Origin of the sequence: Rhizobium sp. CSW-27 (genome assembly GCF_018760785.1) — a bacterium.
In the GTDB taxonomy this organism is placed as follows: domain Bacteria; phylum Pseudomonadota; class Alphaproteobacteria; order Rhizobiales; family Rhizobiaceae; genus Neorhizobium.
This window is the reverse complement of sequence record NZ_JAHHZO010000008.1, coordinates 17239-30165: the sequence shown is the minus strand read 5'-3', so window position 1 is coordinate 30165 and position 12927 is coordinate 17239. Positions and strand designations below refer to the sequence as shown.

Sequence of the window (12927 nt, the reverse complement as noted above, 5' to 3'; positions counted from 1 at the left end):
GCCCCTTCAGTCGCGCGGGGCCATGGCGGACCAGACGGGGCCGCTGATGCTCTGCAGCAGTTCGGGTGCCACCCCGTCAATGCGGGCGATCACCGCCTTGGCCAGTTCGCGGCCTGCCTGCCGCACGCTTTCGTTGACGGTGTAGATCTCCGGGCGGATCCAGTTCAGGAACTCTGCCGACTGCTTCGAGACGATGTCCACCTCCTGGCCCAGTCGCCTGCCGGCAGCCTCCAGTCCTGCGACGAGGGCAATGGTGGAACTGCCGCTGATCGAGATGATGCCGTCCGGCGGCTCCGCCGACTGCATCAGCGCCTGCATCTGCGTGCGGATCTCGTCGAGCGGCGCCTCGCTTGTGATGCGGCCCATGGCGGCCTCCGCCACGCCGAAGGTGGCAAGCCCCCGCTCGAAGCCGATGCGGGTGTGCAGGTAGTAGGACAGTTTCGACGGGGGCGCGAGAAGCGCGATGCGCCGGCGCCCGCGCGCCGCAAGCCGCTCCACCGCCTGGAAGGCATAGGCCTCGTTGTCGAAATCATGGAAGGGATGGCAAATGCCCATGTCGGTGCGGCCATGGGTGGCGAAGGGGAAATTGCGCTCCGTCATCAGCGCCACGCGCGGGTCGTCGGGCAGGGTGCGCGAGATGATCATGCCATCGGCCGAGCCGGTATCGAGGATGTAGCGCACCGGCGCCATCGGATCCTTCTGGTGCACGTGCGGCGTCAGCACCAGATGATACTGCGTGCCGGCCAGCACTTCCGAAATGCCGACCATCATCTGGCTGGTGAAGCCCATCAGCTCCTCCTCGATGCTGAGGACGAGCGCGATGACATTGGTCTTGCCGGTTCGGAGGCGCACGCCGGCGCGGTTCGGCTGATAGCCGAGCTGCGCGGCGACGAGGCGGACACGCTCCTTGGTGTCGACGCCGATATCCGGCGCGTCCTTCAGCGCCCGCGACACCGTGGTGATGCCAAGCCCGGTCATGTAGGCGATCGTCTTCAATGTCGGCCGGGCATTGCCGGAGGCCGTGCCGGACAGGGGGCCGGACTGTTTCCCGGAAAGGGGGCGGCCGAGATTCTTCGAAATATTGCTGTCGTCCATGCGCATCCACTCGTTCAAGCGACGGACTATAGCCGTCTTCCTGCCGCCTGGAAACGAGCACCTCCTCCCGCAAAGGCCTCTCCCAAGACATCAAACTGTAACGTTACAGGAGAAATGTCGAGGGGAATTTGCGAATTATCCGGCAATAGCGCGTTCAGGGGTTGTGCAACGCAGGCGCGGAATCTTTTTTGCGATTGCGAAAGGAAAAAGGCGGCTAAATATGCTGAATATGCTGAAATTCAACGGAAATCGAATGTAATGATTTTCGCTCGGAACGCTTCCTGCGTTGCGGGGAAATACAGTTCAGGATTGAAAATATCAATGAATAAAGAAAATCCGGATAAGCCCGGTTGCGCCCAATCCGATATTCGCATAGGTTTTTTACGGCAACGTTTCAGTGAGGGAGGAGACTCATGAATATGCGTGCATTGAAAGCCATTCTCGTGGCCAGCGTTCTCATGCCTGCGGCTCATGCAGGTGCGGCGGATCTGGAAGTTACCCATTGGTGGACCTCGGGCGGTGAAGCCGCCGCCGTCAAGGAGCTCGCCAAGGCCTTCGACGCCACCGGCAACAAGTGGGTCGACGGCGCGATCGCCGGCTCCGGCGGCACCGCCCGTCCGATCATGATCAGCCGCATCACCGGCGGCGACCCGATGGGCGCCACCCAGTTCAACCACGGCCGCCAGGCCGAGGAACTGGTGCAGTCCGGCCTGATGCGCGACCTGACCGCGGTGGCGGAAAAGGAGAAGTGGAAGGAGATCATCAAGCCCGCCAGCCTGCTCGACAGCTGCACCATCGACGGCAAGATCTACTGCGCCCCGGTCAACATCCATTCGTGGCAGTGGCTGTGGCTGTCCAACGCCGCCTTCAAGACTGCCGGCGTGCCGGTGCCGAAGAACTGGAACGAATTCGTTGCCGCAGCGCCGGCGCTGGAAAAGGCCGGCATCGTGCCGCTCGCCGTCGGCGGCCAGCCCTGGCAGACCAGCGGCGCCTTCAACGTGCTGATGGTGGCGATTGCCGGCAAGGACGTGTTCCAGAAGGTGTTCGGCGAGAAGGACGAGGACGTGGCGGCCGGCCCGGAGATCGGCAAGGTGTTCAAGGCCGCAGACGATGCGCGCCGCATGTCCAAGGGCAGCAATGTGCAGGACTGGAACCAGGCGACCAACATGGTGATCACCGCCAAGGCCGGCGGCCAGATCATGGGTGACTGGGCGCAGGGCGAATTCGCGCTGGCCGGCCAGAAGGCAGGCACCGATTACACCTGCCTGCCGGGGCTTGGCGTCAACGAGGTCATCTCGACCGATGGCGATGCCTTCTACTTCCCCGTCCTGAAGGATGCGGAAAAGTCCAAGGCGCAGGAGGTTCTCGCCTCCACCATCGTCAGCCCCAAGGTGCAGGTCGCCTTCAACCTGAAGAAGGGCTCGCTGCCGATCCGCGGCGACATCGACCTGTCGGCCGCCAATGACTGCATGAAGAAGGGCCTGGATATCCTGGCCAAGGGCAATGTGGTGCGCAGCGTCAACCAGCTGCTCTCGGCCGATTCGGCCAAGCAGCTGGAAGATCTGTTCTCCGAATTCTTCGCCAATCCATCGATGACGCCCGACGCGGCGCAGAAGCGCTTCGCCGACATCATCGCCTCGGCGGATTGATCGCACGGGAGGGGTATGGGGGCCGCCTCGCCTTTGGCGCGGCGGTCGCCCGTCCCGCTCCCCGCGCAGCATAAACCCCATGCATGGCGGCCGGCCGCGGACGCAATGACGGCGAAGCCCTGTTCTTGCGTGCTGTTGCGTCGCCATGCATCCCGGCCAAGCCTTGCCGCCCGCCAGGCGGGAAACGACGGGCCGGAGCCCCCGATGGCCCTTGAGGAGGATGATGCAGCATGAGGTCCCACGCGCCGGCTGGGCGGCCAAGCCAGCTTTTCCGCAACCTGAATTCCAAGATCGCGCTGATCCCGATGATCCTGATCGCGCTTGTCGTCTTCCTGGGCGGCACGGTCTGGACGGTTGTCTATTCCTTCACCAATTCCAAGCTGCTGCCCCGGCTGAAATTCGTCGGGCTGGAGCAGTATGAACGCCTGTGGGATGCGCCGCGCTGGATCATCTCGATCCAGAATCTTGCGATCTACGGCATTCTCTCGCTGATCTTCAGCCTGGTCATCGGCTTCGTGCTGGCTGCGCTGATGGACCAGAAGATCCGTTTCGAGAACACCTTCCGGACCATCTTCCTCTATCCGTTTGCCCTGTCCTTCATCGTGACGGGTCTCGTCTGGCAGTGGATCCTCAACCCGGAATACGGCATCCAGTCGATCGTGCGCAGCCTCGGCTTTCCCGGCTTCACCTTCGACCCGCTCTACAATTCCGACATCGTCATCTACGGCATCCTGATTGCCGGGCTGTGGCAGGGAACCGGGCTGGTGATGTGCCTGATGCTGGCGGGGCTTCGCGGCATCGACGAGGACATCTGGAAGGCCGCGCGTGTCGACGGCATCCCGATGTGGCGCACCTATATCTTCATCATCATTCCCATGATGCGGCCGGTGTTCATCACCACGCTGGTGCTGATCGCCAGCGGGATCGTCAAGGTCTACGACCTGGTGGTGGCGCAGACCAGCGGCGGGCCGGGCATCGCCTCGGAAGTGCCGGCGAAGTACGTCTATGACTACATGTTCCAGGCGCAGAACCTGGGGCAGGGCTTTGCCGCCTCCACCATGATGCTGATCACGGTCGCCATCATCATCGTTCCCTGGGCCTATCTCGAATTCGGAGGGAAGAAGCGTGGCTAATGTCAGCTCACTCAACACCGCCGCCGCCGGCTTCGACGCGGTCTCGGCCGAGGTTGCCGGGCCGCGCGGCAGGAAGCCGCGCAAGATCCTCTCGCGCCGCAACATCATCCTGTACGGTCTGCTGGGCCTCGCCGCGCTCTATTACCTGCTGCCGCTCTACGTGATGGTGGTCACCTCGATGAAGGGCATGCCGGAAATCCGGCTCGGCAACATCTTCTCGCCGCCGGTGGAGATCACCTTCGAGCCCTGGGTGAAGGCCTGGGCGACGGCCTGCACCGGGCTGAACTGCGACGGGCTTTCGCGCGGCTTCTGGAATTCGGTGCGCATCCTGTTGCCGTCCGTGGTCGTGTCGATCGCGGTTGCGTCGGTCAGCGGTTACGCGCTTGCCAACTGGCGCTTCAAGGGCGCCGACCTGTTCTTCTCGATCCTGATCGTCGGGGCCTTCATTCCCTACCAGGTGATGATCTATCCGATCGTCATCCTGCTGCGCGAGCTTGGCGTCTACGGCACGCTGACCGGCCTCGTCATCGTCCATACCATCTTCGGCATGCCGATCCTGACGCTGCTCTTCCGCAACTATTTCACCTCGCTGCCGGAAGAGCTGTTCAAGGCGGCCCGCATCGACGGCGCCGGCTTCTGGCAGATCTATTTCCGCATCATGCTGCCCATGGCGCTGCCGATCTTCGTGGTGGCAATGATCCTGCAGGTGACCGGCATCTGGAACGACTTCCTGTTCGGCGTCGTCTTCACCCGGCCGGACAGCTATCCGATGACGGTGCAGCTCAACAACATCGTCAACTCGGTGCAGGGCGTGAAGGAATACAATGTCAACATGGCCGCGACCCTTCTGACCGGCGCCGTGCCCCTGATCGTCTATTTCATCTCCGGCAGATTGTTCGTCCGCGGCATCGCCGCCGGCGCAGTAAAAGGTTGAGCCCATGGCAACCAGCGTTTCCATTCGTGATCTTTCCCTTTCCTTCGGCTCGGTCACCGTGCTCAAGGACCTCAATCTCGATATTCGCGACGGTGAGTTTCTCGTGCTGCTCGGCTCGTCCGGCTGTGGCAAGTCGACCCTGCTCAACTGCATTGCCGGCCTGCTGGAGCCGACCGACGGCCAGATCTTCATCAAGGACCGCAACGTGACCTGGGAAGAACCCAAGGACCGCGGCATCGGCATGGTGTTCCAGTCCTATGCGCTCTATCCGCAGATGACGGTGGAAAAGAACCTCTCCTTCGGGCTGCGGGTGGCCAAGGTGCCGCAGGCGGAGATTGACAAGCGGGTGGCGCGCGCCGCCGAGATCCTGCAGATCGGCCCGCTTCTGAAGCGCAAGCCCGCCGAGCTTTCCGGTGGCCAGCGCCAGCGCGTCGCCATCGGCCGCGCCCTGGTGCGCGATGTGGACGTGTTCCTGTTCGACGAGCCGCTCTCCAACCTCGACGCCAAGCTGCGCTCGGAACTGCGCGTGGAAATCAAGCGCCTGCACCAGCAGCTGAAGAACACCATGATCTACGTGACGCATGACCAGATCGAGGCACTGACGCTTGCCGACCGCATCGCCATCATGAAGAGCGGCGTCATTCAGCAGCTCGATGACCCGATCGTCATCTACAACCGGCCGAAGAACCTGTTCGTTGCCGGCTTCATCGGCTCGCCCTCGATGAATTTTCTGCGCGGCGAGATTGCGCTTTCCGGCGATCGCCCCGTCTTCACCACCCATGGGGTCAGCTTCGCGCTCGACGCCTATGATGCGTCCGAACCGCTTGCGCCCAGCCGCAAGGTGGTTCTCGGCCTGCGCCCGGAACACGTCATGATTGACAGCGATGTCAATTCGCCGGAGCTGCACGAGGCGGTGGTCGATATCGAGGAGCCGATGGGCGCCGACAACCTGCTGTGGCTGAACCATGCCGGCCATACCATGTCGGTGCGCATCGGTGGCGCTCGCCGCTATGCCCCGGGCGCCAGGGTGCGCATGAGCTTCGACATGGGCCTTGCCTCCCTGTTCGACGCCGAGACGGAAGACCGGATCTGATGTCTGCAGCCTGCAGAAAGCCCCTCTCCGGCCTGCCGGTCATCTCCCCCACGTGGGGCCGATCGACAGGCAGGTACAGGCGGCTCGACCCAAGGTGCGGCAGGGCAGAGGGGCCTTTCGCCAAAATGCGCAGGCCTGAAGGAGTGACATCATGACCACCCTTGATCTCGCCGGTAACTGGCGGCTGTCATCCCTTGATGGGGAAACCCAGGCGCTGATGCCGGTTCCGGGCGATGTGCACACGGCGTTGAAGAATGCCGGCCTCATTCCGGACCCTTATGTCGGCCGCAACGAACTTGATCTCGGCTGGGTCGCCGAGCAGGACTGGCAGATCGAGCAGGATTTCGTGCTGGAGGATGCCGAGGGCGACTGGTATCTCGACATCACCGATCTCGACACGGTGGCGACCGTGGAGATCAACGGGCAGGTGGTGCTTGAGGCGGACAACTGCTTCCGCCGTTATCGTCCGTCGGTCGGTACTTCCTTAAAGAGCGGTGACAACCGCATCCGCATCCTCTTTCATTCCAGCGTTCGCGAAGGAGCGGCGCGGCAGGCACGCCAGCCCTTCTACATTCCCTACCACACCGGCAATTCGCCGATCCCGAACGGCAACATGCTGCGCAAGCCGCAATGCCATTTCGGCTGGGACTGGAACATCGCGCTCGCGCCGCTTGGCCTTTACGGCACGATTGCGCTCAGGAAACTGGAGGCGGCGCGCATCGAGCACGTCACCACGCGCCAGACGCATCACCCGGACCGGGTCGAGGTGGCGGTGACCGTCACGCTGTTTGCCGCGGCTCCCGGCGTGGTGCCGGTGGTGCTGTCGCTCGGCGAGGAGCGCGTGCGGCTGGACTGCGGGGTGAATGCCGGCGAAACTCAGGTGGCCTACCGCTTCGAGATCGACCAGCCGCGTCTCTGGTGGCCGGCCGGCAGCGGCGAACAGGCGCTCTATACGCTGACCGTCGCGCTGCCAGACGAAACGGTGACGCGCAGGATCGGCCTGCGCACCGCCGAGCTTCTGACCGACCCCGACGCGGCCGGCAGCCGTTTTGCCCTGCGCATCAACGGCCGCGAGATCTTCTGCCGCGGCGCCAACTGGATTCCGGCCGATGCGCTGTTCTCGCTGACCAGCGTGGAGAAGACGCGCGATCTTCTGCAATCGGCGGTCGACGCCAACATGAACATGATCCGAGTCTGGGGCGGCGGCTTCTACGAGGCGGACTGGTTCTACGATCTCTGCGACGAATTCGGCCTGATGGTCTGGCAGGATTTCCAGTTCTCCTGCAACCTCTATCCCTCGACGCCGGATTTCCTCGGCAACGTGGCGGCGGAGGTGGATTATCAGGTCCGCCGGCTCGCCTCGCATGCCTCGATCGTGCTGTGGTGCGGCGACAACGAACTGGTCGGTGCGCTGACCTGGTTCAAGCAATCGATCGAGAACCGCGACCGCTACCTCGTCTCCTACGACCGGCTGAACCGGACGATCGAGCAGGCGATGAAGGCGGCCTCTCCCGAGGCGATCTGGTGGCCCTCCAGCCCGGCAACCGGCTACATGGATTATGGCGATGCCTGGCATGCCGACGGGTCCGGCGACATGCATTTCTGGTCCGTCTGGCACGAGAACAAGCCGTTCGAGGATTACCGCAAGGTGCGGCCGCGCTTCTGCTCGGAATTCGGCTTCCAGTCCTACACCTCGCTGCCGGTGATCCGCAGCTATGCGGCGGAAAAGGACATGAACATTGCCTCGCCGGTGATGGAACTGCACCAGAAAAATGTCGGCGGCAACGAACGCATCGCGGCCACCATGTTCCGCTATTTCCGCTTTCCGGAAGGCTTTGCCAATTTCGTCTATCTCAGCCAAGTGCAGCAGGCGCTCGCCATCCGCACCGCGGTGGACTACTGGCGTTCGCTGAAGCCGCATTGCATGGGCACGCTTTACTGGCAGCTCAACGACACCTGGCCGGTGGCCTCCTGGTCGAGCCTCGATTACGGTGGCGGCTGGAAGGTGCTGCATTATCTGGCGCGCCGCTTCTTCCAGCCGGTGGCGGTCTGCGCCATTCCCTCCGAGGACGGCCGGGAGATCCGCTTCTCGGCGGTCAACGACACGCTGGCCGACGTGGCGCTGACGCTTGTCATCCAGCACCTGACGCTCTCCGGCGACCGGCGCACGGTCGAGACCGTCGAGCTGGTCTGCCCGCCGGATGCCGCCGTGGTGGCGGCGGTGGTGGATGCGGCAAGCCTGCCGGCCGACACGCTGCTGGCCTGGAGCTTCACCGCCGGCAACGGCATGGGTGGCAGCGGCCATTACGTTCATGGCAGCTACAAGGCGCTGGTGCTGCAGCCGGCCGGCCTTGGCCTCACCGTCTCGCCAGCGCCGCGCGGCGGCTATGACATCACGGTCGAAAGCGCGGGCCTCGGCCTTTACGTGATGGTGGAAAGCGACACGCCCGGCCGCTTCTCCGACAATGCCTTCGACCTTGCCGCCGGCGAAAGCCACCGCATCACCTTTATCCCTTCGTCCGAAAGCGACGGCGAACCGTCGTTCCGGATTTACGATCTGCAGTCCTGCTCCACGGCAGGCTGAGTGTTCTTGACCCAGCAGGGGCCATCACGGCCCGGGAGGATGACATGACCGAACTTGGTTTCCAGCTTTACAGCGCCCGCAATTTTCCGCCGCTGTCGGAGGTGCTGAAAAAGCTCTCTCAGGCCGGCTACACGCATGTGGAAGGCTATGGCGCCATCTATGCCAGCATGGACGAGGCGGCGCTGAAGGCTCTCAGGGCCGATCTCGATGCGGCGGGCCTGACCATGCCGACCGGCCATTTCGGCCTCGATCTTCTCGAGAAACAGCCGGAGCAGGCGCTTGCCATCGCCAGGACACTCGGCATGGAGGCGATCTACTGCCCCTATCTGCTGCCCGACCAGCGGCCCGCCGATGCCGCCGGCTGGTTCGCCTTCGGCCAGCGCCTGCAGGAGGCGGGAAAGCGCTATCAGGATGCCGGCTACGTGTTCGGCTGGCACAATCATGACTTCGAATTCAGAACGCTGGAGGACGGCTCCACGCCGCAGGAGCAGATTTTTGCCGGCGGACCGGATCTTGCCTGGGAGGCCGACATTGCCTGGGTGGTGCGCGGCAAGGCCGATCCCTTCGCCTGGATCGAAAGCTATGGCAAACGCATTCGGGCCGTGCATGTGAAGGACATTGCCGCGCCGGGCGAGAATGCCGACGAAGACGGCTGGGCCGATGTCGGCCACGGCACGGTGCCGTGGAAGGAACTGATGGCTGCGCTGCGCAAGACATCCGCCAGGCATTTCGTGGTGGAACACGACAATCCGAACGACATCGACCGGCTGATCACCCGCTCGCTGGCGGCCTTCGAAACCTACTGACCCCTGACATTTGCGGAGCGCCCCATGGCGAAGGAACTTGGCGTCGGCATCATCGGATGCGGCAATATCTCGACCACCTATCTCTCGCTTGCGCCCCTGTTCAAGGGGCTCAAGATGCTGGCCTGCGCGGACCTGAACCGCAATGCAGCCGAACTGCGCGCCGAGGAATACGGCGTTGCGGCGCAATCGATCGACGAGTTGCTCGCCAATGACGAGCTGGACGTGATCGTCAACCTGACGATCCCCGCCTCGCATTTTTCCGTCTCCAGGGCAATTCTGGAGGCGGGCAAGCATGTCTATTCGGAAAAGCCGCTGGTGCTCTCGCTGGAGGAGGGCGAGGAATTGCGGGCGCTTGCCAAGGCGAAGGGGCTGGCGATCGGCTGCGCGCCAGACACCTTCCTTGGTGGTGCCCATCAGCTGGCCCGCAAGCATATCGACGAGGGGGGCGTCGGCCGCATCACGTCCGGCACCTGCCACGTCATGAGCCCCGGCATGGAAATGTGGCATCCCAATCCCGGCTTCTTCTTCCTGGCGGGCGGTGGGCCGATCCTGGATCTCGGCCCCTATTACATCGCCAACCTGATCAACCTCATCGGCCCGGTGAAGCGGGTGGGCGCGCTGACCTCCATGGCCAGCCCGACACGCACCGTGACCAGCCAGCCCCTGGCCGGCACCGTGATCCCGGTCGAGACGCCGACGACGATCCATGCGCTGCTGGAATTCGTCAGCGGTGCCACGGTGACCCTTTCGGCGAGCTGGGATGTTTGGGCGCACCGCCATGCCAACATGGAGCTTTACGGCACGGAAGGCTCGATCTTCGTGCCCGATCCGAACTTCTTCGGTGGCAAGGTGGAGGCTTCCGGCCGCAATACCGATATCCAGCCGCTGGAGGAATGGGACCATCCGTTCGGCAAGGCGAACCAGGAAAGCCCGCGCGGCCCGCGCGCCAATTATCGCACCGCCGGTCTTGCAGACATGGCCATGGCGCTGATCGAGGGACGCGACGCCCGCTGCTCGCTGGACAGGACGCTGCATGGCATCGACGTGATGACCGGCATCCTGAAATCAGGCGAGGAAGGCCGTTTCATCGACATGGTCACCACCTGCACCCAGCCGGCTGCGCTCGGCATCGAAGAAGCCCAGGCGCTGCTGCGCTGAGGGCGACGGTCGGCTGCGCCCAGGGGACAGGGTGCGGCCGGCCGGCCCGACGTTGACCGCGACAAGGAAAACCCGATGATCCGCAATCCGATCCTGCCGGGGTTCAACCCCGATCCCTCCATCTGCCGCGTTGGCGAGGACTATTACATCGCCACCTCCACCTTCGAATGGTATCCCGGCGTGCAGATCCACCACTCGCGCGACCTGGTGAACTGGCGGCTGGTGCGCCGGCCGCTGGAGCGCAAGGCGCAGCTCGACATGCGCGGCAATCCCGACAGCTGCGGCATCTGGGCGCCGTGCCTCTCCCATGCCGACGGGCAGTTCTGGCTCGTCTATACCGACGTGAAGCGCTACGACGGCAACTTCAAGGACGCCCACAACTACATCGTCACCGCGCCGACCATCGAGAGCGAATGGTCCGATCCGGTCTATGTGAACTCGTCGGGCTTCGACCCCTCGCTGTTCCACGACGATGACGGCCGCAAGTGGTTCGTCAACATGCAGTGGAACCACCGCACCGAAAGCTATGGGGGCGCGCCGAAAAGCCCGGCCTTCGACGGCATTCTGCTGCAGGAATGGGATGCGGCGACCGGGCGTCTCACCGGGCCGATCCGCAACATCTTCGCCGGAAGCCCGCTCGGCCTTGTCGAGGGGCCGCATCTCTTCAAGCGCAATGGCTGGTACTATCTCACCACGGCCGAGGGCGGCACCGGCTATGACCATGCGGTGACCATGGCCCGCTCGCGCCGGATCGATGGGCCCTACGAACTGCACCCGGCCATGCATCTCATCACCTCCAAGGATCATCCGGATGCCGTGCTGCAGCGGGCCGGTCACGGGCAATATGTCGAGACGCCAGAGGGCGAGGCCTATCATACCCATCTGTGTGGCCGGCCGCTTGCGCCCGGACGCCGCTGCACGCTGGGCCGCGAGACGGCGCTGCAGAAATGCGTGTGGCGCGACGATTGGCTGTATCTGGACGATGGCGGCACCGTTCCTTCGGTCGATGTTCAGGCGCCGACGGATGTGGAGCCGCAGGTGACCCCGGCGCGGATCGACTACCTGTTCGACCAGCCGGCGTTGCCCGAGGATTTCCAGTGGCTGCGCACGCCGGAGCCTGAGCGCATCTTTTCCCTGACCGAGCGACCGGGCGTTCTGAGGCTCCATGGCCGCGAAAGCATCGGCTCCTGGTTCGAGCAGGCCCTGGTGGCGCGGCGGCAGGAGCATCATCGCTTCCGCGCCGAGACCGTACTGGAATTCGAGCCGGATACCTATCAGCAGGTGGCGGGCCTGACGCATTACTACAACCGGCACAAGTTCCACGCACTCGTCGTGACGCTGCATGAGAAACTGGGCCGGGTGGTGACCATCTTCTCCTGCCCCGGCGACTTTCCGCATGGGCGGATGAGCTTCCCGGCAGGCAGCGGCGAGGCGATCGGCGACGGCGCGGTGCATCTGGCCATGGATGTGACGGACAACGACCTGCAGTTTTCCTTCCGGCTTGGCGAAGGCGGCAACTGGCAACCCCTCGGACCGGTTCTGGATGCCGGGGTCATTTCCGACGAGGGCGGGCGCGGCGAGCACGGCTCCTTCACCGGCGCCTTCGTCGGCATGATCGCCTTCGACACCTCCGGCCGGGCAAGGCCCGCGGATTTTTCCCGCTTCGCCTATGAGCGGCAGGACTGAGCCGGTTCGGACCTGCCTGGAGCGCATCGAAGCGACACAGACATCGGCACGCCGGTTCGACCGGCGTGCCGATCTGCATTCCGGGGCTTTGCCAGCGCACAGGAAGATGTTCTGCCGTTCCCCGGAATGACGGGGCATTTCTCCGGCCACGGTCTCCCGGAAGTGCCGGCTCCGCCGACGTGATGCCGGCTGCTTGTATAAGTGAAAGCTTGTTTTGCGTCGCAAAATAAATGAAAACGTATAATTATGTAAATTTCAGTATAGATGATGCCAGATCGAATCACTGATTCATATCGGTGCTGGACGCTTCGCTCGTCGTGCCAAGGCGGGAATGTGTCCCAATAGAATCCAAGCAGGGGACTGGCTGGGTCCATGGAGCCGCTAAGATGTCGCTCATTCCGGCTGCCGGGTGTGTGGGGTGACCGGCTGATGGCAGCAGGGGAAATGGCAAAATCATCATAGATCACATGGAGATAAAAGACAGGTTTCACCTGGTTCCCGGGACGGGCGGCAACCCTCGGTGTCTCGAGCGCCATCGGTGATCCGACGGGCGTCCTACTGGTGCATGATTGTTGCAGTGCGGACTCTTAAGTCCGTCAAGACTGCGAAGCCGATGATCGTCGTCGTGATTGACGTCCAGTCTCTCTCCTTTTTTGGCAATAAAAACTTCGGTTTTGCTTGAAGAGAATCACTGGACACGTAAAAGATGAGATTGTATCCGTCCTATCATTGGGCGGAATCCGTTATATATTTCGAATCGCGTATATGGCGGATACGTCGCGTGGGCAC

General features: G+C 63.3%; 9 protein-coding genes. 8 read left to right on the top strand and 1 reads right to left on the bottom strand.

Annotated features, from left to right (window positions below):
* Positions 1 to 6: 6 nt before the first annotated feature.
* The gene (locus tag KLP42_RS15940; protein ID WP_215567890.1) at positions 7 to 1095 is read right to left on the bottom strand and encodes a LacI family transcriptional regulator; all 1089 of its coding nucleotides are present in this window, start codon (positions 1093 to 1095) and stop codon (positions 7 to 9) included.
* A 413-nt stretch (positions 1096 to 1508) separates the two neighbouring features.
* Between KLP42_RS15940 and KLP42_RS15935 the strand changes: the two genes are divergently transcribed.
* The 8 genes from KLP42_RS15935 (at position 1509) to KLP42_RS15900 (ending at position 12138) form a co-directional block, all read left to right on the top strand.
* A complete protein-coding gene (locus KLP42_RS15935) occupies positions 1509 to 2744 on the top strand; it encodes an ABC transporter substrate-binding protein (RefSeq protein WP_215567888.1) in 1236 nt (411 codons plus the stop codon).
* Between the two features lie 230 nt (positions 2745 to 2974).
* Entirely contained in the window at positions 2975 to 3877 is a 903-nt protein-coding gene (locus tag KLP42_RS15930; RefSeq protein ID WP_215567886.1) for a carbohydrate ABC transporter permease, read from the top strand.
* A complete protein-coding gene (locus tag KLP42_RS15925) occupies positions 3870 to 4811 on the top strand; it encodes a carbohydrate ABC transporter permease (protein ID WP_215567883.1) in 942 nt (313 codons plus the stop codon). The genes KLP42_RS15930 and KLP42_RS15925 overlap by 8 nt, the downstream gene beginning before the upstream one ends.
* Before the next feature lie 4 nt (positions 4812 to 4815).
* Positions 4816 to 5904: an ABC transporter ATP-binding protein gene (locus KLP42_RS15920; protein WP_215567882.1), complete on the top strand. Its 1089-nt coding sequence runs from the start codon at positions 4816 to 4818 to the stop codon at positions 5902 to 5904.
* A 151-nt stretch (positions 5905 to 6055) separates the two neighbouring features.
* On the top strand, positions 6056 to 8488 hold the full coding sequence (locus tag KLP42_RS15915; protein ID WP_215567881.1) for a beta-mannosidase: 2433 nt from the start codon (positions 6056 to 6058) through the stop codon (positions 8486 to 8488).
* A gap of 44 nt (positions 8489 to 8532) precedes the next feature.
* A complete protein-coding gene (locus KLP42_RS15910; protein ID WP_215567880.1) occupies positions 8533 to 9294 on the top strand; it encodes a sugar phosphate isomerase/epimerase family protein in 762 nt (253 codons plus the stop codon).
* A gap of 24 nt (positions 9295 to 9318) precedes the next feature.
* Positions 9319 to 10452: a Gfo/Idh/MocA family protein gene (locus tag KLP42_RS15905; RefSeq protein WP_215567879.1), complete on the top strand. Its 1134-nt coding sequence runs from the start codon at positions 9319 to 9321 to the stop codon at positions 10450 to 10452.
* 75 nt (positions 10453 to 10527) lie between these two features.
* Complete coding sequence (locus KLP42_RS15900) at positions 10528 to 12138, top strand: glycoside hydrolase family 43 protein (RefSeq protein WP_215567876.1); 1611 nt, start codon at positions 10528 to 10530, stop codon at positions 12136 to 12138.
* Positions 12139 to 12927 lie beyond the last annotated feature (789 nt).

Bases quoted from the DNA above. Each gene is read 5' to 3' on its own strand.
- KLP42_RS15915 (WP_215567881.1), top strand. From the start codon at position 6,056: ATGACCACCCTTGATCTCGCCGGTAACTGGCGGCTGTCATCCCTTGAT.
- KLP42_RS15935 (WP_215567888.1), top strand. From the start codon at position 1,509: ATGAATATGCGTGCATTGAAAGCCATTCTCGTGGCCAGCGTTCTCATG.
- KLP42_RS15905 (WP_215567879.1), top strand. From the start codon at position 9,319: ATGGCGAAGGAACTTGGCGTCGGCATCATCGGATGCGGCAATATCTCG.
- KLP42_RS15940 (WP_215567890.1), bottom strand. From the start codon at position 1,095: ATGGACGACAGCAATATTTCGAAGAATCTCGGCCGCCCCCTTTCCGGG.
- KLP42_RS15910 (WP_215567880.1), top strand. From the start codon at position 8,533: ATGACCGAACTTGGTTTCCAGCTTTACAGCGCCCGCAATTTTCCGCCG.
- KLP42_RS15930 (WP_215567886.1), top strand. From the start codon at position 2,975: ATGAGGTCCCACGCGCCGGCTGGGCGGCCAAGCCAGCTTTTCCGCAAC.
- KLP42_RS15900 (WP_215567876.1), top strand. From the start codon at position 10,528: ATGATCCGCAATCCGATCCTGCCGGGGTTCAACCCCGATCCCTCCATC.
- KLP42_RS15920 (WP_215567882.1), top strand. From the start codon at position 4,816: ATGGCAACCAGCGTTTCCATTCGTGATCTTTCCCTTTCCTTCGGCTCG.